At 70.7% G+C, this 21,080-nt stretch carries 20 protein-coding genes; 8 read left to right on the forward strand and 12 right to left on the reverse strand.

Going from position 1 to position 21,080, the window contains the following annotated elements; all coding sequences use genetic code 11:
- Position 1: 1 nt before the first annotated feature.
- The 3 genes from AB0D12_RS29355 to AB0D12_RS29365 are packed head-to-tail and all read right to left on the reverse strand — an operon-like array spanning position 2 to position 3,623.
- Positions 2–1,699: an L-aspartate oxidase gene (locus tag AB0D12_RS29355; protein ID WP_362689148.1), complete on the reverse strand. Its 1,698-nt coding sequence runs from the start codon at positions 1,697–1,699 to the stop codon at positions 2–4.
- Positions 1,696–2,706: a pantoate--beta-alanine ligase gene (gene panC, locus AB0D12_RS29360; protein WP_362689150.1), complete on the reverse strand. Its 1,011-nt coding sequence runs from the start codon at positions 2,704–2,706 to the stop codon at positions 1,696–1,698. Before panC ends, AB0D12_RS29355 begins: the two co-directional genes overlap by 4 nt.
- Entirely contained in the window at positions 2,703–3,623 is a 921-nt protein-coding gene (locus AB0D12_RS29365) for a DUF2520 domain-containing protein (protein ID WP_362689153.1), read from the reverse strand. Before AB0D12_RS29365 ends, panC begins: the two co-directional genes overlap by 4 nt.
- Before the next feature lie 133 nt (positions 3,624–3,756).
- Here AB0D12_RS29365 and AB0D12_RS29370 point away from each other — a divergent pair, with 133 nt between their 5' ends.
- Complete coding sequence (locus AB0D12_RS29370) at positions 3,757–4,899, forward strand: beta-eliminating lyase-related protein (RefSeq protein ID WP_362689156.1); 1,143 nt, start codon at positions 3,757–3,759, stop codon at positions 4,897–4,899.
- A 191-nt stretch (positions 4,900–5,090) separates the two neighbouring features.
- On the opposite strand, the gene AB0D12_RS29375 is transcribed toward AB0D12_RS29370, so the two are convergent.
- Complete coding sequence (locus tag AB0D12_RS29375; protein WP_362689159.1) at positions 5,091–5,315, reverse strand: hypothetical protein; 225 nt, start codon at positions 5,313–5,315, stop codon at positions 5,091–5,093.
- Positions 5,316–5,419: 104 nt separating this feature from the next.
- Here AB0D12_RS29375 and AB0D12_RS29380 point away from each other — a divergent pair, with 104 nt between their 5' ends.
- Positions 5,420–6,544, forward strand: coding sequence for a DUF5937 family protein (locus AB0D12_RS29380; RefSeq protein WP_362689469.1), 1,125 nt, complete (start codon positions 5,420–5,422; stop codon positions 6,542–6,544).
- Between the two features lie 132 nt (positions 6,545–6,676).
- Here the strand turns inward: AB0D12_RS29380 and AB0D12_RS29385 are convergent, their stop codons facing one another.
- Genes AB0D12_RS29385 through AB0D12_RS29395 form a run of 3 tightly spaced genes read right to left on the reverse strand, consistent with a single transcriptional unit; the run spans position 6,677 to position 9,237 of the window.
- A complete protein-coding gene (locus AB0D12_RS29385) occupies positions 6,677–7,279 on the reverse strand; it encodes an AAA family ATPase (RefSeq protein ID WP_362689162.1) in 603 nt (200 codons plus the stop codon).
- 33 nt (positions 7,280–7,312) lie between these two features.
- Positions 7,313–7,996, reverse strand: a complete 684-nt coding sequence (locus AB0D12_RS29390) for a response regulator transcription factor (protein ID WP_362689165.1) — start codon at positions 7,994–7,996, stop codon at positions 7,313–7,315.
- A 41-nt stretch (positions 7,997–8,037) separates the two neighbouring features.
- Entirely contained in the window at positions 8,038–9,237 is a 1,200-nt protein-coding gene (locus AB0D12_RS29395) for a sensor histidine kinase (RefSeq protein ID WP_362689168.1), read from the reverse strand.
- Between the two features lie 99 nt (positions 9,238–9,336).
- Here AB0D12_RS29395 and AB0D12_RS29400 point away from each other — a divergent pair, with 99 nt between their 5' ends.
- Together AB0D12_RS29400 and AB0D12_RS29405 are read left to right on the forward strand one after the other, a co-directional pair.
- The gene (locus AB0D12_RS29400; RefSeq protein ID WP_362689472.1) at positions 9,337–10,305 is read left to right on the forward strand and encodes an SAM-dependent methyltransferase; all 969 of its coding nucleotides are present in this window, start codon (positions 9,337–9,339) and stop codon (positions 10,303–10,305) included.
- 80 nt (positions 10,306–10,385) lie between these two features.
- On the forward strand, positions 10,386–11,528 hold the full coding sequence (locus tag AB0D12_RS29405) for an NADH-quinone oxidoreductase subunit D (protein ID WP_362689171.1): 1,143 nt from the start codon (positions 10,386–10,388) through the stop codon (positions 11,526–11,528).
- 99 nt (positions 11,529–11,627) lie between these two features.
- On the opposite strand, the gene AB0D12_RS29410 is transcribed toward AB0D12_RS29405, so the two are convergent.
- The 4 genes from AB0D12_RS29410 to AB0D12_RS29425 form a co-directional block, all read right to left on the reverse strand.
- Entirely contained in the window at positions 11,628–12,629 is a 1,002-nt protein-coding gene (locus AB0D12_RS29410; RefSeq protein WP_362689174.1) for a hypothetical protein, read from the reverse strand.
- Between the two features lie 84 nt (positions 12,630–12,713).
- Positions 12,714–13,685 carry an ABC transporter substrate-binding protein gene (locus AB0D12_RS29415; protein WP_362689177.1) on the reverse strand — a complete coding sequence of 324 codons (972 nt, stop codon included), beginning with the start codon at positions 13,683–13,685 and terminating at the stop codon, positions 12,714–12,716.
- Positions 13,686–13,720: 35 nt separating this feature from the next.
- On the reverse strand, positions 13,721–14,398 hold the full coding sequence (locus AB0D12_RS29420) for an ABC transporter permease (RefSeq protein ID WP_362689180.1): 678 nt from the start codon (positions 14,396–14,398) through the stop codon (positions 13,721–13,723).
- Positions 14,398–15,132 carry an ABC transporter permease gene (locus AB0D12_RS29425; RefSeq protein ID WP_327325274.1) on the reverse strand — a complete coding sequence of 245 codons (735 nt, stop codon included), beginning with the start codon at positions 15,130–15,132 and terminating at the stop codon, positions 14,398–14,400. Before AB0D12_RS29425 ends, AB0D12_RS29420 begins: the two co-directional genes overlap by 1 nt.
- Positions 15,133–15,258: 126 nt before the next feature.
- Here AB0D12_RS29425 and AB0D12_RS29430 point away from each other — a divergent pair, with 126 nt between their 5' ends.
- Positions 15,259–16,413, forward strand: a complete 1,155-nt coding sequence (locus AB0D12_RS29430) for a betaine/proline/choline family ABC transporter ATP-binding protein (RefSeq protein ID WP_362689184.1) — start codon at positions 15,259–15,261, stop codon at positions 16,411–16,413.
- Between the two features lie 54 nt (positions 16,414–16,467).
- On the opposite strand, the gene AB0D12_RS29435 is transcribed toward AB0D12_RS29430, so the two are convergent.
- Positions 16,468–17,580: an alpha/beta hydrolase-fold protein gene (locus AB0D12_RS29435; protein ID WP_362689187.1), complete on the reverse strand. Its 1,113-nt coding sequence runs from the start codon at positions 17,578–17,580 to the stop codon at positions 16,468–16,470.
- A gap of 145 nt (positions 17,581–17,725) precedes the next feature.
- Here AB0D12_RS29435 and AB0D12_RS29440 point away from each other — a divergent pair, with 145 nt between their 5' ends.
- From AB0D12_RS29440 to AB0D12_RS29450, 3 genes are all read left to right on the forward strand, one after another.
- Positions 17,726–19,555: a phosphatidylglycerol lysyltransferase domain-containing protein gene (locus tag AB0D12_RS29440; RefSeq protein ID WP_362689190.1), complete on the forward strand. Its 1,830-nt coding sequence runs from the start codon at positions 17,726–17,728 to the stop codon at positions 19,553–19,555.
- 131 nt (positions 19,556–19,686) lie between these two features.
- Positions 19,687–20,544 (forward strand): dihydropteroate synthase, encoded by an 858-nt coding sequence (gene folP, locus AB0D12_RS29445; RefSeq protein ID WP_362689193.1) that lies wholly within the window; start codon positions 19,687–19,689, stop codon positions 20,542–20,544.
- Complete coding sequence (locus tag AB0D12_RS29450; protein WP_362689196.1) at positions 20,541–20,987, forward strand: nuclear transport factor 2 family protein; 447 nt, start codon at positions 20,541–20,543, stop codon at positions 20,985–20,987. Before folP ends, AB0D12_RS29450 begins: the two co-directional genes overlap by 4 nt.
- Positions 20,988–21,080 lie beyond the last annotated feature (93 nt).

Below are 21,080 nucleotides of genomic sequence, written 5' to 3' on the forward strand. Positions count from 1 at the left end.
GTTACGGCTCCCTGGGGGCGTCGGGGACTGTGGGGGCGAATGCGGTGTTCTCGGTGCGGCGGACGACCAGGCTGCGGTCCGGCGCGAGGCGTACGACGAGATGGCGGCGCCAGTCGGCGTCGTCGCGTTCGGGGCGGTCCTCGCGCCAGTGGCAGCCGCGGGTCTCCTCGCGTTCCAGCGCGGCGGCGGTCAGCACACGGGCCACGCACAGGAGGTTGGAGGTCTCCCAGGACTCGACTCCGGGCTCGGCCGTCTTGCCCGAACCTTCCTGGTCCTGCACGGCGTTGCGGTGTACGGCGCCGAGCGCGGCCGCCGCCTCGGTCAGGCTCTGCGCGGAGCGGAGCACACCCGCGCCGTCGGACATGATCCGCTGGATCTCGGCCCGCGTCTCGGGCGCGATGAGCGGCAGCACGGAGGGGGTCACGGGCGCGGCAGGCCGGCCGGCCCGGAGCGGGGCGCGGGAGGCGATGTCGGCGGCGATGCGCTCGGCGAAGACCAGGCCCTCCAGGAGGGAGTTGGAGGCGAGGCGGTTCGCGCCGTGGACTCCGGTGCAGGCGACCTCGCCGCAGGCGTACAGGCCCGGGACAGTGGTGCGGCCGTGCAGGTCGGTGCGTACGCCGCCGGAGGCGTAGTGGGCGGCCGGAGCGACCGGGATGGGCTCGGTGACCGGGTCGATGCCGTGGGCCCGGCAGGCCGCGAGGATGGTGGGGAAGCGCTGCTCCCACATCTCGGCGCCGAAGTGGCGGGCGTCGAGGTACATGTGTGCCGCGCCCTGCTCCTGCATGCGGCGCATGATGCCCTTGGCGACGATGTCGCGGGGGGCGAGCTCGGCCAGTTCGTGCTGCCCGAGCATGAAGCGGGTGCCGGACGCGTCGACGAGATGGGCGCCCTCTCCTCGTACCGCCTCGGAGACCAGCGGCTGCTGGCCCTCGGAGTCCGCGCCGAGGAAGAGCACCGTCGGGTGGAACTGCACGAATTCGAGGTCGGAGATCTCCGCGCCGGCACGGAGCGCGAGCGCGACGCCGTCGCCGGTGGAGACCGCGGGGTTGGTGGTGGCGGAGAAGACCTGGCCCATGCCGCCGGTGGCCAGCACGACGGTGGGGGCGTGGACGGCACCGACGCCGTCGTGCTGGCCCTCGCCCATGACATGGAGCGTGATTCCGGCCGTACGGCCGTCGGCGTCCGTCAACAGGTCCAGAACCAGGGCGTTTTCGATGGCGCGCAGCTTGCTGGCGTGTACGGCCTCGACGAGCGCGCGGGAGATCTCGGCGCCCGTCGCATCACCTCCCGCGTGCGCGATACGGCGCCGGTGGTGGCCGCCCTCGCGGGCGAGCTCGATCTCGCCGGCCTCGGAGGTGTCGAAGTGCGCGCCGGTGGCGATCAGCCGGCGTACGGCGTCGGGGCCCTCGGTGACCAGGGTGCGGACCGCCTCCTCGTCGCACAGGCCCGCGCCCGCGACCAGGGTGTCGTCCAGATGCTGCTCCGGGGTGTCCCCGTCGCCGAGCGCGGCGGCGATGCCGCCCTGCGCCCAGCGCGTGGAGCCGTCGTCCAGGCGGGCCTTGGTGACCACGACCGTGCTCAGCCCGGCGGCCGTGCAGCGCAGCGCGGCGGTCAGACCCGCGACTCCGGAGCCGACCACGACGACGTCGGCCTCGATGGCCCAGCCGGGAGCGGGGGCGTTCAGCCGTATTCCGGTCATGCTGGGGCTCCGAAGGTCAGGGGGATGTTGTCGATCAGGCGCGTCGCACCGATCCGCGCGGCGACGGCGAGGATCGCCTCGCCGGTGTAGTCGTCGGGGACCTCGGTGAAGGTGGCCGGATCGACGAGGGCCAGATAGTCGAGGACGAGCGGCGGTTGGGCGCGCGCGGCCTCGTCGAGGACAGCGCGGGCCGCGGCGCGGACGGCGGCTGCGCAGCCCGGTCCCGCCTGGGCCACCGCGTGCGCGTCGGCCGCCGCTCGGGCCTCACCGATCGCGGACAGTGCGGCGGCGCGGGCGACGGTGCCGTGGGTGGCCTCGGCGCGGGCGTGCAGGGCGTGTTCGGCGGCGAGGCGGTCGTGCGCCGCGAAGAGGGACCTGGACAGGGCGAGGGCGGTACGACGCTCGTCGGCCGCCAGGTAGCGGTTGCGGCTGGAGAGCGCGAGGCCGTCGGCCTCACGGACGGTCGGTACGCCGACGATCTCGACCGGGAAGTTCAGATCGAGGACCATCCGGCGGATCAGCGCGAGCTGCTGTGCGTCCTTCTGGCCGAAGAAGGCGACATCGGGGCAGGTGAGGTGGAGGAGCTTGGCGACGACGGTGACCATGCCGTCGAAGTGGCCGGGGCGGGCGGCCCCTTCGAGCCGCTCGCCCATCGGGCCCGCGGTGATGCGGACCTGTGGCCGGCCACCCGGGTAGACCTCGTCGGCCGAGGGCGCGAACACGACGTCCGCGCCTGCCTCTTCGGCCGTCCTGAGGTCGGCGTCGAGAGTACGGGGGTACCGGTCGAGGTCTTCGCCCGCACCGAACTGGAGCGGGTTGACGAAGACCGTGACGACGACGAAGCCCTTACGTCCGACATGCTCGCGGGCGGCGCGGATCAGGGTGGCGTGGCCCTCGTGGAGGGCGCCCATGGTCATGACGACGGCGGTGCGGCCGGGGACGGCGTGGTGGTCGAGGACGTGGCCCAAGTCGTCCAGAGTCGGCACGAGTTCGAAATCGTGGCTCATCGGACGTCTCCCTCGGCGAGGACGCCCAGCAGGTCCTCGGCGAGCTCCGGTTTGAGCATTCCGTGTGCGAGCGCCCGGTCGGCGGTGGTGCGGGCCATCGCCAGATACCCGGCGACCGTCGCGGGCGCGTGCTTGCGCAGCTCCGCGACATGCGCCGCGACGGTGCCCGCGTCGCCGCGTGCGACGGGTCCGGTGAGCGCGGCGTCGCCGGAGCGCAGGGCATTGTCGAGGGCGGCGCCGAGCAACGGGCCGAGCATCCGGTCCGGGGCGGATACCCCCGCCGTACGCAGCAGCTCCATCGACTGGGCGACCAGGGTGACGAGGTGGTTCGCGCCGACGGCGAGGGCCGCGTGGTAGAGCGGGCGGGCCTCCTCCTCGATCCACTCGGGCTCGCCGCCCATCTCGATGACGAGCGCCTCGGCGGCCAGCCGCAGCTCCTCGGGGGCGGTCACTCCGAAGGAACAGCCGGCCAGCCGCTGGACGTCGACGCTGGTCCCGGTGAACGTCATCGCGGGGTGCAGGGCCAGCGGCAGCGCGCCGGCCCTCGTGGCGGGGTCGAGCACCTTGACGCCGTACCGCCCCGAGGTGTGCACAAGCAGCTGTCCGGGTCGTACGGCACCGGTCTCGACCAGCCCGTCGACCAGCGCGGGCAGCGCGTCGTCGGGGACGGTCAACAGCACCAGCTCGGCGCGTGCGAGGACCTCTGCGGGGGTCACCAGCGGTACGTCGGGGAGCAGTGCGGCAGCCCGTCGTACGGACGCGTCGGAGACGCCGGAGACGGCGACCGGGCGGTGTCCGGCGAGCTGGAGCGATGCGGCGAGGGCGGGGCCGACCCGGCCTGCTCCGACGACGCCGACGGTGAGTCGGGCGGGGCGGTCCCGCGGGTCGAGCGGTTCCTGTGGTGCTGTGGCATTCACGCGGCGGGGCCTTCCGTTCCAGTCCGCGGGGGGTACCGGACGATTTCTCGTCATGCTACGCCAGCGTTTCCCGAGGCCTTCCGGTTGTCCACAGGCTGTGGGCGGCGATCGGCCGGCGGTGCATGATCGGTGCATGGCTGACACGACCGAGCAGGACGAGCGGCACCGCAGGCTTGCCGCATGGCGGGCGTCGGACCGGGTGCTGTGGCGGGCCTCCGCGGACCACCGGCTCGGGGACCGGCTTGCGGCGCTGGCAGCGCACGCGGGCGAGGTGTACGACCTCGACGAATGGACGGATGTATACGGCAACGGGGTCGTCGCGGAGCTGGAGGAGCGGGCGGCGCAGCTGCTCGGGTTCCCGGCCGCGGCGTTCTTCCCGACCGGGACGATGGCGCAGCAGGTGGCCCTGCGCTGCTGGGCGGGGCGTACCGGGAATCCGACGGTCGCGCTGCATCCGACGGCGCATCCTGAGGTGCATGAGCGGGACGCGTTCGGCGTGGTGAGCGGGTTGCGGACGGTGCATCCGACGCACGAGCCGCGGCTGCCGACGGCGGCGGAGATACGTGACTTCGACGAGCCCTTCGGCGCGCTGATGCTGGAACTGCCGCTGCGGGACTCGGGTTTCGTACTGCCGTCGTGGGACGAACTGGTGGAGGTCGTGGAAGCGGCGCGGGAACGCGATGCAGTGGTGCACTTCGACGGCGCGCGCCTGTGGGAGTGCGCCCCGCACTTCGGCCGGCCGCTGGACGAGATCGCGTCCCTCGCGGACAGCGTGTACGTGTCCTTCTACAAGTCCCTGGACGCACTTTCCGGCGCGGTGCTGGCGGGCCCGGAGGACCTGGTGGCCGAGGCCAGGACCTGGCGGCACCGGTACGGCGGCCAGGTCTTCCAGCAGTACCCGGCAGCGCTGTCCGCGCTGCTGGGCCTGGAGCGGGAGCTGCCGCGGCTGCCGTCGTACGTGGCCCACGCGAAGGTGGTGGCCGCGGCGCTGCGCGAGGCCTTCACGGAGGCGGGCGTCCCGTGGTTCCGGGTCCACCCGGAGGAGCCCCACACGCACCAGTTCCAGGTCTGGCTGGCGCACGAGGCGGCGGCTCTGAACGAGGCGGCGGTGCGCCAGGCGGAGGAGACGGGCGTGACGCTCTTCAGGAGGTGGTTCACGGAGGGCTGCCCGCCGGGGGTGTCGGTGACAGAGGTGACGGTGGCATCGGAGGGGCTGGATTGGACGGGTGATGACGTGAGAGCGGCGGTGGCGGAGTTCATGCGGAGGGTGGGGTAGCCGGGGCCGGGGCTGGCCGGGCGCCTGGGGTAGCCGGGGGCAGAGGCCAGCCGGGCGCCTGGGGCAGCCGGGGGCAGAGGCCAGCCGGGCGCCTGGGGCAGCCGGGCGATCGGGGCTGGCCGGGCGCCCGGGGTAGCCGGGCGACCGGGGCCAGCCGGGCGCCCGGGGTAGCCGGGCGACCTCGACCCGGGTCAGCCGCAGTTCGCCGAGTTCGCCGCGCGCGGGTGCAGGAGGCGGGTCAGCGCCGCACGAATGCGGCCGTGGGAGCGGTGGCCGGCGAGCACCGCCTGGAAGCGGCGGTAGTCGCGGAGCTCTCGGATCACCTGCCAGTCGTTCAGGCCCGGCTGTGGCGGCGCCTGCTCGCCCCGCTGCGCCGCACGGTAATTGTCGATCATGTGCTGATGCATGGCGTTCATGCGTTTACGCTGCGCCCGCCCCGCCCACCCCGTCGCGTCGATTGACGAGCCGCGTCAAATGGCGCGAGACCCGCCCCGCGCACCCGCACCATGGAGGCGTGAGCGTGACCATCGATATCGCGGGGCTGCCCCCCGAGCGCATCGTCTTCGACATTTCTCCCCTCGCCGAGCTGGGCGTGGCGCTGCACGCGCTTGCCGAACCCGGGCACCATCCAGGGCTGCACGGCTGGGCCACCGCGACCGCCGCCGGGCTCAAGCCGGACCTTGCGGACCGGCTGCACGAGGCCGACTTCCTGTGGCGGTCCACCTTCTCGGACGTCTTCATGCCGTTCGCCGGGCTGCCCGCGACCCTGGGCGCAGCCGGCGGCCGGACCGGCGCCAACCTCGCCGAAGAGCTGGACATGCTCGACCGGCTCGACGACGAGCGCTTCGTCTCCGCCGCTCTGGAGTTCACCTGCGCCAGTACGTACGGGGTCGGCGGCCCGTCCGCCCTCACCGACCCCGCCAGGCGCGAGCGCGCACTCGAACTCGCCGCCACCCGCGGGCCCAAGCAGCTCGACTTCACCCGCCGGCTGCTGGACGACCCCGCCTCCGTACGCGCCTGGGTACGGCGCCTCTTCGAGGACTGTGACCAGTCCTTCTTCGCCGACACCTGGCGACGCGTCTCCACCCAGCTCGCCGCCGACGCCCGCCACAAGACCGAGCTGCTGCGCCGCAAGGGCCTCGCCGAGGCGCTGCACGCCGTCTCCCCCGCACTCTCGGTGGACGAGGACCGGACCCGTATCAGCGCCGACAAACTCGCGGATGGGCGGACGACCGCCGTCGACCCCGCCGTCGGCGCCGGGCTCTCCCTCGTCCCGTCCAGCTTCGGCTGGCCGCATCTCATGGTGCTGCACGCACCCGGCTGGCGGCCGGTGATCCACTACCCCGTCGGCTCGCCCGAACTGCCGGGCCCCGCCCCCGTGGAGCTGTTGAAGCTGCGGATGGAGGCGCTGGCGCACCCCATGCGCATGCGGCTGTGCCGCAACCTCGCCCGCGCCCCGTACACGACCAGCGAACTGGCGGACGCGTACGGGATCACCGCGCCCGAGGTCTCCCGCCATCTGGCCGTGCTGAAGAAGGCCGGGCTGATCTCCACCCGGCGGCGCGGCCGGTACGTACTGCACCAGCTGGACGTCTCCGCCGTCGCCCGGCTCGGCAGCGACTTCCTGGAGACAGTGCTGCGTTAGCCGCGTGAGAGCTGTGTGAGCAGGGTGAGAGCCGCGTCAGCTGCGTGAGCCGCGTGGGACCCGCGTCAGCTGCGTGAGCCGCGTGGGACCCGCGTCAGCTGCGTGAGCCGCGTGGGACCCGTGAACCCCGCGTCAGTCGAAGCGGATGTGCTTGACGCCCGTCCACGCCTTGCGCAGCCGGTGCCGCAGCGGCCCGTCCCGGTTCGGCTCCAGCGTCAGCCCCGCCGACGCCGCGATCCGGTCAGCCACCTGCGGCACGGCCACCCGGTCCGTACGGATGTGCTCCGCGAACCGCGGCTCGTTCAGCCGCTCCAGGCACTGGTCCAACTGCCGTACCGCGAAGCTCTCCCGCTTGAGTCCGCGCCCCAGCCCCCGCTCCGTCAGCCGGCGCAGCACCGTCTCGCGCTCCGCGAGCAGCGCGAAATGGTGCACCTCGTGGCCCGCTTCGCGCAGCCGCCCCACGGTCTCCTCGAAGTACGCCGGTTCGACCAGCGTCATCGGGGCGATCACCACGCCTTGGTACGTCCGCAGCGTCAGGTCCAGCACCTCGTACACTCCCTGCCGCCAGGCCTGCAGATCCTGGAAGTCCGCGCGCAGTCCGGGCGGCATCATCCGGTGCAGCCCGAAGCCGACATGCTCCGGATCGCAGACGGCGCTGCCGGGCAGCCGCCGATTCAGCTCGTACGCGGTCTGGGTCTTGCCGCCCCCGAAGGGACCGTTGATCCACAGCAGCATGGGGCCACCTTATGAGCGCCATGCCCCGCGTCGTCAGGAAGAGCTCGCCTGTCCGCCGCCCGCCCGCACCAGCCCGGACTCATACGCGAGCACCACGACCTGCACCCGGTCGCGCAGGCCCAGCTTGGTGAGGATGCGGCCGACATGGGTCTTGACGGTGGCCTCGGAGAGAACAAGACGCGCGGCGATCTCGCCGTTCGACAGGCCCTGTGCGACCAGCAGCATCACCTCGCGCTCGCGCTCGGTGAGCCGCTCCAGCTCCTTGTGCCGCGGATCGTGGGAGCTGCTCGGCAGCATCGGCGAGAAGCGGTCCAGCAGCCGGCGCGTCGTGGACGGCGCGACAACCGCGTCGCCGCTGTGCACCGAACGGATCGCGCCGAGCAGCTCGGCGGGCGGCACATCCTTGAGCATGAAGCCGCTGGCGCCCGCCTTCAGCCCGGAGAAGGCGTACTCGTCCAGGTCGAAGGTGGTCAGGATCAGCACCTTGGGGGCGTCCGGCTCGGCGCAGATCCGCCGCGTCGCCTCTACGCCGTCCAGCCTCGGCATGCGTACATCCATCAGCACCACGTCCACGGCGGTGGAGCGGAGGTTCTCGATCGCCTCCGCGCCGTCGCCCGCCTCCGCGACGACCTCCATGTCCGGCTGGGCGGCGAGCACCATCCGGAACCCGGTGCGGAGCAGCACCTGATCGTCGACGAGCATCACGCGGATGGACATGTCGGTTAGGCCTCGATCTGTCGTGGGATCCGGTGGGATCCCTAGTGGGCGGGCTTGAGGGGAAGCAGTGCGCTGATCCGGAAGCCGCCGCCGGGCCGCGGCCCCGTGTCGAGCGTTCCGCCGACCATACCGACGCGCTCGCGCATACCGATGAGCCCGTGGCCCCGGCCGTCGGCGCCGCCGTCCTCGTACAGCTCGTGCGCCGAACCGCGGCCGTCGTCCTCCACCAGCAGTCCGAGGCCGTCGTCGAAGTAGACGAGCCGCACGCTGGCCCCGGCCTCCGGACCGCCGTGCTTGCGCGTGTTGGTCAGCGCCTCCTGGACGATGCGGTACGCGGTGAGCTCGACGCCGGTCGGCAGCGGCCGCGGCGTTCCTTCGATCTTGAAGTCCACCGTCAGGCCCGAGCCGCGCACCTGCTCGACCAGGTCCTCGATCTGCTCGACATCGGGCTGCGGGACGTACTCACCGCTCTCCGGGCCATCGCCGGTACGCAGTACGCCGAGCAGCCTGCGCATCTCCGCGAGCGCCTGGCGGCCGGTGCTCGAGATGGTCTCCAGGGCCTGCTTGGCCTGGTCGGGGGCGGCGTCCAGGACATACGCGGCGCCGTCGGCCTGCACCACCATCACCGAGACGTTGTGCGCGACGACATCGTGCAGCTCGCGGGCGATCCGCGCCCGTTCCGCCGCGACAGCGACCTTCGCCTGCGCCTCGCGCTCCTTCTCCAGCCGGGTGGCTCGCTCCTCGAGCTGAGCGAAGTACGCCCGCCGGGTGCGTATCGAGTCGCCGAGCACCCAGGCGAGGGCGAACGGCACACTCATGAAGATCGTGAAGAAGATCTTGCCGCCGACGCCGGTGTTCGCCTCCGGCCAGCGCAGCTGCGCCAGCGTGCCCGCGGACAGCCCGCCGACCAGCGCCAGCCGGGAGGCCCAGCGCGACCCGTCGTACGCGGCGACGGTGTAGATGATCACCAGCATCGCGAAGTCGGCCGGGTTGACCTCGACGTCCAGCGCGAGCTGGGCGACGCCCAGCGCGGCGGCGAGCACCAGCATTTTCTCCGGCATACGGCGGCGCAGCGCCACCACCAGACTCAGCAGCAGAACGATCAGAGCTGCGGTGATACGGGGCTGGATACCGACCGGTACCTGGATCACCCACAGCATGGAGAACCCGAAGAGGATGACAGCCCAGAAGCTGTCGACGCCCGTCGGGTGTCTGCGGATGAAGTCGTAGAGGCGCTGCACGTAACCCAGCGTAGGGAAAGGAGATAGGTGCAAGGGTCAACCGGAGGAGCGATCCGGTCGGCGGAAGCGTACTCCGCAAGGTGGAGACTTGTGCGCGTGATGGATGAGTCGTGTCAGTGGCGAGGATGGCGGGAAGCGACGGAAGCGGCGCTGTACGGGCCCGACGGCTTCTATCTGCGGCCCGAGGGACCGGCCGGGCACTTCCGTACGTCGGTGCACGCGTCGCCGCTGTTCGCTTCGGCGATCGCCCGGCTGCTGCTCACCACGGCGGAGCCGCTCGGCCTCGACGAGGTGGCACTGGTCGACGTCGGCGCGGGCCGCGGCGAGCTCCTCGCCGGCGTGCTGGCGGCGCTGCCGTCCGGTTTCCCGGTACGGGCGTACGCCGTCGAGCGGGCGGCCCGCCCCGCCGGCCTGGACCCCCGCATCGAATGGACCGCCGAGCCCCCGGCCGGGGTGAGCGGACTGCTCTTCGCCAACGAATGGCTGGACAACGTCCCGGTGGATGTCGCGGAGGCCGACCCGGACGGCGTCGCTCGGTACGTCCTCGTACGCGGGGACGGCACCGAACGGCTCGGCTCCCCGGTCTCCGGAGCGGACGCCGAGTGGCTGGAGCGCTGGTGGCCGCTGCCCGAGCCGGGGATGCGGGCGGAGATCGGCCGCCCGCGGGACGAGGCATGGGCACGGGTGGTGGGCACGCTCAAGGCGGGCCTCGCGGTCGCCGTCGACTACGCACACGCCCTGGAGGCGCGGCCGCCGTTCGGCACGCTGACGGGTTTCCGGGCGGGCCGCGAGGTACGCCCGTTCCCGGACGGCAGCTGCGACATCACCGCACATGTGGCCCTGGACGCGTGCGCGCTGCCCGGTGCGGAACTGCTCACCCAGCGAGAGGCGCTGCGGGACTTGGGCGTCACGGGCGAACGCCCCCCGCTGTCGCTGGCGACGTCCGACCCCGCGGCGTACGTCCGCGCACTCGCCTCCGCCGGGGAGGCGGCCGAACTGACGGCGCGGGGCGGCCTCGGCGACTTCGGCTGGTTGCTGCAGCGGCAACCCGGCCCGTCCGGCGTCTGAGGACCGGGGTCCGGGTCGGCCCCCAGGTGTTCCACGTACTCGGCGCCCCAGCTGCTGCACGTACAGGGGATACTGTCGCCATGACGGAGACGACGGTCGGCATCGGCGGCGCGGCGGAGAGCACCGACATGGTGCTCAACATCGGCCCCCAGCATCCCTCCACGCACGGCGTGCTCCGCCTCCGTCTCGTACTGGACGGAGAGCGCATCCAGCACGCCGAGCCGGTCATCGGCTATATGCACCGCGGCGCGGAGAAGCTCTTCGAGGCGCGCGACTACCGCCAGATCGTGATGCTGGCCAACCGCCACGACTGGCTCTCCGCGTTCTCCAACGAGCTCGGCGTCGTCATGGCCGTCGAGCGGATGCTCGGTATGGAGGTCCCGGAGCGCGCTGTCTGGACCCGCACGCTCCTCGCCGAGCTCAACCGGGTCCTCAACCACCTCATGTTCCTCGGGTCGTACCCGCTCGAACTGGGCGGCATCACTCCGATCTTCCACGCGTTCCGCGAGCGCGAGGATCTCCAGCATGTGATGGAGGAGGTCTCCGGCGGCCGGATGCACTACATGTTCAACCGGGTCGGCGGGCTCAAGGAGGACCTCCCGGCGGGCTGGCTCGGCCGCGCCCGCGAGGCCGTCGCCGCCCTCCGCTCGCGGATGGACATCTACGACAAGCTGGTCCTCGGCAACGAGATCTTCCGCGGTCGTACGCGCGACGTGGGTGTGCTCTCGGCCGAGACGGTCCACGCGTACGGAGTGAGCGGCCCGATCGCTCGCGCCTCGGGGGTCGACTTCGATCTGCGGCGCGACGAGCCGTATCTGGCGTACGGAGAGCTGCAGGACACGCTCAAGGTCGTCACCCGCACGGAGGGCGACTGCCTGGCCCGCTTCGAGGTCCTTCTCCACCAGACGCACAACGCGCTGGACCTGGCGGACGCGTGTCTGGACAGGATGGCCGAGCTGCCGCCGGGCCCGATCAACCAGCGGCTGCCGAAGGTCCTGAAGGCACCCGAGGGCCATACGTACGCCTGGACCGAGAACCCGCTCGGCATCAACGGCTACTACCTGGTCTCCAAGGGCGAGAAGACTCCGTACCGGCTGAAGCTGCGGTCGGCGTCGTACAACAACATCCAGGCGCTGACCGAGCTGCTGCCGGGGACGCTGGTGGCCGACATGGTGGCGATCCTGGGCTCGCTGTTCTTCGTCGTCGGCGACATCGACAAGTAGACAAGCAGTCGACAGGACGACACGCCAACGAGCAGCGCCCGCGACGCTCACGGCGTCCGCGATATCGGGGACGTAGGCGGATGTTCGAGACGTCAGCGGTCAGGAGATCGCGCTGCGCAGCTCGGCGACGTCCAGCTGCTCCGTCTCGTCGTGCGCCGTCAGATCGATCACCTTGCCGACCGCGCGGTCGTCCGTCGCGTCCTGTGCGGCCAGGGCCTCCTCGCCCACCACATCGGCGAGGTCCTCGTTCTGCGCGGCCTCGATCGCCTTCTGCGCACCCGCGTCGGCGGCCGTGCCGAAGAAGTCGAAGCCGCCCTCGGGGCGTGCGCGGCGGCGCTGCGGACCGTACGGAACGATCGCTGCAGCGGCCGGGACAGGACGCCTGGCCGGGACGGGACGAGGGGCGGGGACGGCGGACGACGGGCGGGTGTGCTGCTCTCCCCCGGCGGCCGCCGCGTGCTTCCCCTGCGGCTCGTCCGCCTCCTTGGCTCGCTCGGCGAGATCGCGTAGACGGGCTTCTTCGACGGTGCGCTTCGCCTCCTGCGCGGCGGCGTTGCGCGACAGGTCGTCCAGCGCCTTGGACGCGCGGAGGTACGTGGACGGGCTGGGCGTGGAACCGGCCGGGGGCAGCGCCCTGACCGGCGCCGCCGCTTCGAGCGCGAGCTGCCTGCGGCCCTCGAGCGCGCTGGCCCGCTCGGTCTCGGCCGTCGCGTACCGCCGCAGCAGCGCGGCGTGTTCGTTGCGCAGCGCGGCGAGCTCGACCCGCTTGGCACGCAGCTTCGCGTCGAGCTTGGCGCGCAGCTCACGCGATTCCTCGAGATCCGTCTCGAGCTCGGCCAGGCGTTCCTCGGTCTTCCACTCGTCGCTCGCGCGGGCACGCGTGAGTTCCGCGACGCGGCGGCCGGCGTTCCGGTCCCAACTGCGCATCAGGACCGCGCCGGTGACAGCCGCCACCGCCGCGGCTCCGACCAGGGAACGGAGCACGATTGGCTCCGCCAGAAACCACGCGCCGGCGGCACACAAAACCGACGCTCCGGCTACCGCCGAAGGCGGCAGCAGCCTGTGCAAGGGCGGGGAATGGCGGTGGCGTCCACGTGGCATGGCCTGAAATTTACCGTGCGGAGTCGCCGAATGGGGTGTCGGCCCGGCAAATCTCTGGATGAAGAACGCCGGGCCGGCCCTTCTCTACTTCTTGAGCAGGCCCTTGGACTCGAGAAAAGCCTTCGCCGCGTCCTGAGGCTTCGCGCGCTCGGCGTCCACCTTGCGGTTCAACTCGGCAAGATCCTCGGTCGTCAGCACCTTGGTGAGCTTGTCGAGCGCGTCGGCTATCTCCTTGGCGCCCGCGTCCTTGGCATTGACCACCGGAAGGACGTTGTCGGCGTTCTGGAGCTTCTTGTCGTCCTCCAGGAAGACCAGGCCGTCCAGCAACCCGTCCGTGGTGGTGGTCAGCACGAGCTGGTCGTCACCGTCCTTGACGGCCTGCTTGGACTGGGGGGTGCCGACTCCCTTGGGGTCGATGCCCGAGACCTCGATGCCGTACGTCTTCTTCAGACCCGGCGCGCAGAACGGCCGCACCTCGCACTCGTCGCCTGCCGCGATCTTCACCTTCAGCTTCGACTTCCCAAGATCGGAAAGCGTCTTGAGCTTGTTCTTCTCCGCGAATTCCTTGCTCACCGCGAAGGCGTTCTGGTCGACGGCGGCACCGGCGGGAAGCACCTTGAGCCCGAGCGGCTCGGCGAGCTTCGTGAGCGCCGCCACGGTGGCGGTGACATCGCCGGATGCCACCGGCTTCTCGTCGGGCGCCTTCGGCCCGTTCGCCTTCGCGTTGAGGAATTCGGCGACCGTCGCGGCGTATTCCGGTACGACGTCGATCTCGCCCTTCTCCAGCGAGGGTTCGTACAGCTCACGGTTCTTCACCGTGGTGACGGACGTCTTGTAGCCGGCGTCGGCCAGGATCTGCGCATACAGCTCGGCGAGCACCTTGGACTCGGTGAAGGACGCGGCACCGATGACGAGCGCGCCGTTCTTGCCCGCCCCGCCGCCCGATTCGGAGCCCCCCTTCTCCTTCTCCAGGCTGTCGCCACCGCATGCGGCGAGAGAACCCGTCAGGGCCACCACACCGAGTATTGCGCCCGCGATGCGCGAGGTCTTGCTCATCAGGTTCTCCGTCCACAGCAAAGGGTTGGGCGTCGTCACACGGACGACACGGTCTTACGGAGGGGGCTCAGCAGCCGGTCGGCCGCCACCAGAACCCCTTCCACCAGCAGCGCGAGGAGCGCCGCGAGGAGCGCGCCCGCGACGACCTGCGGGGTGTTGTAGGTGTTGAAGCCGGCGGTGATGATCCGGCCCAGGCCGCCCTGGCCCACCATCGAAGCGATGGTGGCCGTGGCCACCACCTGGACTGCGGCCGACCTCAGCCCGGTCATGAGCAGCGGGTAGGCGAGGGGAAGTTCGACGCGCAGGAAGAGCTGGCCGCCGGACATCCCCATCCCGCGTGCTGCCTCCACCACCGCCCGGTCGACTTCCCGCATACCGACGTAGGCATTGGTCAGCAGCGGGGGCACCGCGAAAAGCACCAGGGCGATGATCGTCGGCAGATAGCCGGCGCTGCGCAGCGGTGTGAGCATGAAGAGGGCGAGGACCGCGAAGACCGGGATTGCCCGGCCCGCGTTGGAGATGTTGACCGCGAGTGCGCCTCCTTTGCCGAGGTGCCCCAGCCAGAGTGCGACGGGCAGGGCGATCGCGCAGGCCAGCGCGAGGGCCACCCCGCTGACGTACACATGCTCGCCCAGGCGGTGCCAGGCACCGCTCTCCCCCGACCAGTTGGAGCCGGTGGTGAGCCAGGTCCACGCGTCGGCCACTACCCCCATCAGCCCGTCCCCTTCGCCGTGCCTACTCGGTTCGCCGGACGTATTCGCTTCGCCGGGCGTAGCCGGGTCCAGGGCGTCAGCAGCCGCTGTGCGCCGAGCAGCAGCAGATCGGCGACGGCCGCCAGCAGCACACAGAGCACGGATGCGGTCAGCACCTGCGCCTTGAAGGTGGTCTGCACGCCGTCGTCGATGAGATTGCCGAGACCGCCCTTGCCGACCAGCGCGCCGACCGTCGTCAGCGCGATCGTCGAAACGGTCGCGATGCGCAGGCCCGCCATCAACGCGGGCAGCGCGAGGGGAAGTTCGACCTCCCAGAGCAGCCGGCCCGATCCGTACCCCATGCCGCGCGCGGCCTCCCGCGCCTCGTCGGGCACCGCGTCGAGTCCGGCCATGATGTTCCGTACGAGGATGGTGAGCGAGTACAGCACCAGGCCGGTGACCACCAGCGCCGCCGACAGCCCGAAGACCGGCAGCAGCAGAGAGAACATCGCCAGCGACGGGATGGTGTAGAGCAGCGTCGTGAGTCCGAGGACCGGGCCCGCGAACCGCGGTTTGGCGCGGGCGAGCAGCGCCAGCGGAAATGCGACGGCGAGACCGATCAGAACCGACACCACGGTGATCCAGACATGCTGAACCGTGGCATCGGTCAATTCCTGGCTGCGGGTGCGGAGGTACTCCCCGCAGATCCAGTCATTGGCCGCCAGACAGCTCTGCGCAGCCTGCTGCGTACTCATGCCCCCACCTCCCCAGCAGTGCCGAACGTATGTCTGGCGACCATATCCCTGACCACTGACAATCACCGAAGGCCGCCACATTGCAGCAACATGGCCTTCACACAACACCCGTCACAATGGGGAACCATGATCCGTTTCGAGCACGTCACCAAGCGGTACCCGGACGGGACGACAGCGGTCGACGACCTGTCGTTCGAGGTCGCCGAGGGCGAACTGGTCACGCTCGTCGGACCGTCCGGCTGCGGAAAGACCACGACCATGAAGATGGTCAATCGCCTTATCGAGCCGAGCAGCGGCCGGATATTCCTGGACGGTGACGACATATCCGCCATCGATCCGGTCCAACTGCGGCGCCGTATCGGCTACGTGATCCAGCAGGTCGGTCTTTTCCCGCACAAAACGGTCCTGGAGAACACCGCGACCGTTCCCCATCTCCTCGGCTGGAAGCGCGGCAAGGGCCGTGAGCGCGCCGCCGAACTCCTCGACCTGGTCGGCCTCGACCCGTCCGTCTACGGCGACCGCTACCCCGAGCAGCTCTCCGGCGGTCAGCGCCAGCGCGTCGGCGTGGCCCGGGCGCTGGCGGCCGACCCGCCCGTACTGCTGATGGACGAGCCGTTCGGCGCGGTGGACCCGGTGGTGCGCGAGCATCTGCAGAACGAGTTCCTGAGGCTCCAGTCCCAGGTCCGCAAGACCGTGCTCTTCGTCACCCATGACATCGAGGAGGCCGTCCGCCTCGGTGACCGTATCGCCGTCTACGGACAGGGGCGGATCGAGCAGTTCGACGCACCGGCCGCGGTGCTCGGCACTCCCGCCAACCCGTATGTCGCGGACTTCGTCGGCGCCGACCGCGGCCTCAAACGCCTCTCGGTCACCCCTATCGAGGAGGGCGATCTGGAGCAGCCGCCGGTCGTCCACCTCGACGACCCGCTGCCACGGAAGCTCGGCTCCCGCTGGGCCGTCGTCCTGGACGCCGAGGACAATCTGCACGGCTGGATCTCGGCCGAGCAGACCGCCGCGTCGGGATCCGTACGCGAACACGCCCGCCGGATGGAGGCGTGGCTGCCGGTCGGCGCCTCGCTCAAGCAGGCTTTCTCCACCATGCTCCAGCACGACGCGGGCTGGATCGCGGTCATCGACAAGGAGGAGACCGGGCGCTTCCTCGGTGTCCTCACGCCGGCCCGGCTGCACGAGGCGCTGCGCCGCTCCATCGACGCGGACGCGCAGGACATCCCGCGTACCCAAGTCGCGCTGGAAACGATCGAAACGGTGAAGACGCTCTGAGCCCCACGACGCTCTGAGCCCCGCGAAACCCTCGGCCCCGCGAAACGCCCAGGCCTACGAAGCGCTGAGCCTGCCGCTGATCCAGGTCAGCGCCGGCGGAATCTCGCGCCGCCAGGTGTTGAAGTTGTGCCCGCCGCTGTCGAGCGTGATCGACGAGACGCGCGCGGGCGACTTCACTTTCTTTATGAAGGCCAGCGTCGACTTGAGGTTGGCCTCGCCCCCCTTCGACGTCGTGACCAGGAAGGACGACTTCCCCTGCGGCAGGTGGTCCAGGCTCCACAGCAGATTGGCCCGGCTCTTCTGCTTCTTGCTGCCGTGGAAGAGATCACCGGTCGTCGGGTCGTCGGCGGCCTTGTAGTACGCGGAGAGGCCCGCGCTCGCCCCGAACTGCTCCGGGTGGTGCATCGCGATCTTCAGGGCGCAGTATCCACCGGTGGAATTCCCCATGAAGCCCCAGTTCTCCGGTTTGGTCCCGACCCGGTACGTCTCCGAGATCGCCTTCGGCAGATCCTTGGCGAAGAAGGTCTCGGTCTGCGGCCCGCCCGGTATGTCCACGCACTCGGTGTCCCGCGGCGGCGCGACGGTCGGCCGCATCATCACCAGGATCATCGGCTGCATCTTGCCGTCCTTGGCCTGCATGAAGGCCGTCCTCGGGTACTTCAGGCCCTTGAGCAGGTTCTCCGCGGTTCCCGGATATCCGGTCAGCACGACGGATGCCGGAAATGTTCTCTTCTCGTATTTCGGCTGGAAATACTCCGGCGGCAGATAGACATACGCCGGGCTGTCGATCTTCGACTTCTCGCCCACCACGACGATCTTCTGTATCTGACCGCCCATCGCGGGCCGCGAGCCGCCCGGCACATCCAGCATCTGCTTGCCGACGATCTTGACGCGCTTACCGGAGGCCGAATGGTCCACCACCACACCCATGTCCTGTTCCTGACCGAAGAGGTCGGACCAGGAGCCGTAGAAGAGGAAGGAGTTGTTCGCCGCGAGGCCAACGGCGGAGAAGAGCGCGAGCTGAGTCGCCAGCAGCAGCCCGATCCTGCCCGTCACGGCACGCCAACTGCGACGCGAGAGCCGCGGCCAGAGCCAGACGGTGGCGGCGAACAGCAGCACGGCCACCATGATCGCCAAGGCCAGGACTTTGTTACTGGTCAGACCCATGAGTCGCGTGAGCTTTCTTCCTTGAGAATTTCCTGTGAATGAGTGAACCCGCCTCCCGGAAGTTCCGTCCTAGAGAGAGCAAATCGTCCGGAGCCACACACCTGAGGCTCGGGACACAGGATCTCTCGCGGAATCACGGGAAGCGATGTCTGCAACGGTAGATGGGGACAAATCAGGATTGGTTCCGGATCGGGTGCGTCGCATATTGCGCGGCCCCCGCCCGGAGGCGGTCCCTGCGCTGGTCGGCACGGCCTCCACACTCGTCGGCCTGATCGACGTTGCCGCCGGGGTCTTCCCCCGATTCCGGCACAGTCGGATGCACTCGATCGCCGAGGTGCTGCCGGGATCCACCGGCCCCTTCGCCGCGGCGCTCTCGCTCTGCGCCGGCGTACTGCTGCTGCTGCTCGCCCACGGGCTCAAGCGGCACAAGCGCCGCGCCTGGCGGGCTGCGGTGATCCTGCTGCCCGTCGGGGCGGTGGGGCAGTTCGTCTACCGCCACTCGGTGATCGGCGCGCTGGTCTCGCTGGTGCTGCTGACGCTGCTGCTGCGCCACCGGAGTGAATTCGCCGCGCTGCCCGACCCGCGCAGCCGCTGGAAGGCGCTCGCCAACTTCATCCTCATGGGCGCCGGTTCCCTGGGCCTCGGCCTGGTCATCGTCAGCGTGCACCCCGGCAACGAGGTCGGCAGCCCCAGCCTCACCGACCGCCTGGAGCACGTCCTGTTCGGGCTCTTCGGCTTCGAGGGTCCCGTCGACTACGCCGACGGGGTGTCCTGGACGGTCGGCTACTCCCTCGGTGCGCTCGGTCTGCTGACCGCCGTCACCACCATCTATCTCGCCTTCCGCCCCGAGCACCCGGCCGCGCGCCTCACCGAGGACGACGAGCGCCGGCTGCGCGACCTGCTCACCCGGCACGGCAGGCGGGACTCGCTGGGGCACTTCGCGCTCCGCCGCGACAAGGCCGTTGTCTTCTCACCGAGCGGCAAGGCCGCGGTCACCTACCGGGTGGTCTCCGGCGTCATGCTCGCCAGCGGCGACCCGATCGGCGATGTCGAGGCCTGGCCCGGCGCCATCGAGCGCTTCATGGACGAGGCCAAGGCGCACTCCTGGACCCCGGCTGTGATGGGCTGCTCGGAGACCGGCGGCGAGGTCTGGACCCGGGAAACCGGTCTGGATGCGCTGGAGCTGGGTGACGAGGCGGTGGTGGACGTCGCGGATTTCTCCCTCACCGGGCGCGCGATGCGCAACGTACGCCAGATGGTGAAGCGCATCGAGCGCAATGGCTACGAAACCCGGGTACGGCGCGCTCGTGACCTCTCCGACGAGGAGCTGGAGGCGATCCGCCTGGCCGCGGCGGCCTGGCGCGGCACCGACACCGAGCGCGGCTTCTCGATGGCGCTGGGCCGGATAGGCGACCCGGCCGACGGCGACGCCGTGATCGCCACGGCGCACAAGGAGGACCCCGATTCTCCGTACGGCGACCTCAAGGCGATCATCCACTTCGTCCCGTGGGGTACGGACGGGATGTCCCTGGAACTGATGCGCCGCGACCGCTCGGCCGACCCGGGCATGAACGAACTGCTGATCGTCGCGGCGCTGCAGGCCTCGCCGGGGCTGAAGATCGAGCGCGTCTCGCTCAACTTCGCGATGTTCCGCTCGGCGCTGGCGCGCGGCGAGAAGATCGGCGCGGGCCCGGTGCTCCGGATGTGGCGCGGCCTGCTGGTCTTCCTGTCCCGCTGGTTCCAGATCGAGTCGCTGTACAAGTTCAACGCAAAGTTCCAGCCGCGCTGGGAGCCGCGCTTCGTGGTCTTCCGCAACACGCGTGACCTGCCGCGTATCGGCTTCGCCGCGATGCAGGCGGAGGGTTTCGTGAACGTCGCGCTCCCCCGCCTCTTTCCGCGCCGCCGCCCGGCCCGCCAGCCGCGCCCCTGCGCACACATGACCGTCAAGGCGGAACGAGAGGTCCGCGCAGCGTGACAGCCGAGCCCTCGACTGTCGGGTATCTCGTACCCCCACAGCCGAGGGCGGGCGGGTGCGGCAGACCCTCCCGGGTCTGCCGGGCCCACCGGCGTGACCTCCGCCCCGCCCGGCGGGCCTAGGCTGGGCGTATGAGTACGTTGCGTGGACGGGGCACGGCCGACGGCCTGCCGGAGTGGGATCGCTGCGCGGTCATGGGAGTCGTCAATGTGACGCCCGACTCCTTCTCCGACGGCGGCCGCTGGTTCAACACAACGGCCGCGGTCAAGCGCGGCCTCGACCTCGTCACCGAGGGCGCCGACCTCGTCGACGTCGGCGGTGAGTCCACCAGGCCCGGCGCCAGCCGGGTCGACGAGGACGAGGAGCTGCGGCGGGTCGTTCCCGTCGTACGCGGCCTGGCGGCCGAAGGCGTCACCGTCTCCGTGGACACCATGCGCGCCACCGTCGCCGAGCAGGCCGTCGCGGCCGGCGCGGTGCTCGTCAACGACGTGAGCGGCGGCCTCGCCGACCCCCGTATGGTCCCGGCGGTCGCCGCGACCGGCGTCCCCTTCGTGGTCATGCACTGGCGCGGCTTCAGCCAGGACATGAACAGCCGTGCCGTATACGGAGACGTCGTCGCCGAGGTCGTCACCGAGCTGCGCGAGCGTATGGAGGCCGTCGTCGCGGGCGGCATCCCGCCCGAACGCCTCGTCATCGACCCCGGCCTCGGCTTCGCCAAGCAGGCCGAGCACGACCTCGCCCTCGTCGCCCACCTCTCCGAACTGCGCGCGCTGGGCCGCCCCCTGCTGGTCGCCGCCTCCCGCAAGCGCTTCCTCGGCTCCGTATTGGCGAAGGAGGGCGCAGCGCCGCCGGCCCGGGAGCGCGACGCCGCCACGGCCGCGGTCTCCGCGATCGCGGCGCACGAGGGCGCATGGGCGGTACGGGTCCATGAAGTACGGGCGACGGCCGACGCCGTCCGGGTCGCGCGGGCCGTCGAGGCCGCCCGGTGAGCCGTACCGACGTAGAACTGGTCGAAGAGGCCAACACCGCGTTCTACGAGACGATGGAGCGCGGAGACTTCGAGGAGCTCTCCGGTCTGTGGCTCGAGGACGACATCTCGTGCATCCATCCCGGATGGCCGCTGCTCTCGGGCCGCGGGGAAGTGCTCCGCTCGTACGCGCTGATCATGGCGAACACCGAGTACATCCAGTTCTTCCTCACCGATGTGACGGTGAGCCTGGCCGGCGACACCGCGCTGGTGACCTGTACCGAGAACATCCTCAGCGGCGGCCCGGCCGAGGAGAGCGGCGCGCTCGGACCGCTCGTCGGGCAGCTCGTCGTGGCCACCAATGTGTTCCGCCGCACATCGGACGGATGGAAGATGTGGTCACACCACGGTTCACCCGTCCTGACGGAAAGCGACGACGAACAGGGCAACGAGACCCCCTCGTAAGTGGGTAGGCGCACTTTTGGGGATTGGAAATCCGGGTCCCGGGTAGGGCGGCTACCAGCCTCGCGGCATGCCCGTCCACAACCCGTGGGCGAG

It is taken from the genome of Streptomyces sp. NPDC048479, from assembly GCF_040651435.1.
Taxonomy (GTDB): domain Bacteria; phylum Actinomycetota; class Actinomycetes; order Streptomycetales; family Streptomycetaceae; genus Streptomyces.

Coding starts and splice junctions, on each gene's coding strand:
- AB0D12_RS29425 (WP_327325274.1), bottom strand. CDS start 15,132: ATGAGTACGCAGCAGGCTGCGCAGAGCTGTCTGGCGGCCAATGACTGG.
- AB0D12_RS29420 (WP_362689180.1), bottom strand. CDS start 14,398: ATGGGGGTAGTGGCCGACGCGTGGACCTGGCTCACCACCGGCTCCAAC.
- panC (WP_362689150.1), bottom strand. CDS start 2,706: ATGAGCCACGATTTCGAACTCGTGCCGACTCTGGACGACTTGGGCCAC.
- folP (WP_362689193.1), top strand. CDS start 19,687: ATGAGTACGTTGCGTGGACGGGGCACGGCCGACGGCCTGCCGGAGTGG.
- AB0D12_RS29370 (WP_362689156.1), top strand. CDS start 3,757: ATGGCTGACACGACCGAGCAGGACGAGCGGCACCGCAGGCTTGCCGCA.
- AB0D12_RS29375 (WP_362689159.1), bottom strand. CDS start 5,315: ATGAACGCCATGCATCAGCACATGATCGACAATTACCGTGCGGCGCAG.
- AB0D12_RS29440 (WP_362689190.1), top strand. CDS start 17,726: ATGTCTGCAACGGTAGATGGGGACAAATCAGGATTGGTTCCGGATCGG.
- AB0D12_RS29410 (WP_362689174.1), bottom strand. CDS start 12,629: ATGCCACGTGGACGCCACCGCCATTCCCCGCCCTTGCACAGGCTGCTG.
- AB0D12_RS29385 (WP_362689162.1), bottom strand. CDS start 7,279: ATGCTGCTGTGGATCAACGGTCCCTTCGGGGGCGGCAAGACCCAGACC.
- AB0D12_RS29405 (WP_362689171.1), top strand. CDS start 10,386: ATGACGGAGACGACGGTCGGCATCGGCGGCGCGGCGGAGAGCACCGAC.
- AB0D12_RS29400 (WP_362689472.1), top strand. CDS start 9,337: ATGGATGAGTCGTGTCAGTGGCGAGGATGGCGGGAAGCGACGGAAGCG.
- AB0D12_RS29430 (WP_362689184.1), top strand. CDS start 15,259: ATGATCCGTTTCGAGCACGTCACCAAGCGGTACCCGGACGGGACGACA.
- AB0D12_RS29435 (WP_362689187.1), bottom strand. CDS start 17,580: ATGGGTCTGACCAGTAACAAAGTCCTGGCCTTGGCGATCATGGTGGCC.
- AB0D12_RS29390 (WP_362689165.1), bottom strand. CDS start 7,996: ATGTCCATCCGCGTGATGCTCGTCGACGATCAGGTGCTGCTCCGCACC.
- AB0D12_RS29355 (WP_362689148.1), bottom strand. CDS start 1,699: ATGACCGGAATACGGCTGAACGCCCCCGCTCCCGGCTGGGCCATCGAG.
- AB0D12_RS29415 (WP_362689177.1), bottom strand. CDS start 13,685: ATGAGCAAGACCTCGCGCATCGCGGGCGCAATACTCGGTGTGGTGGCC.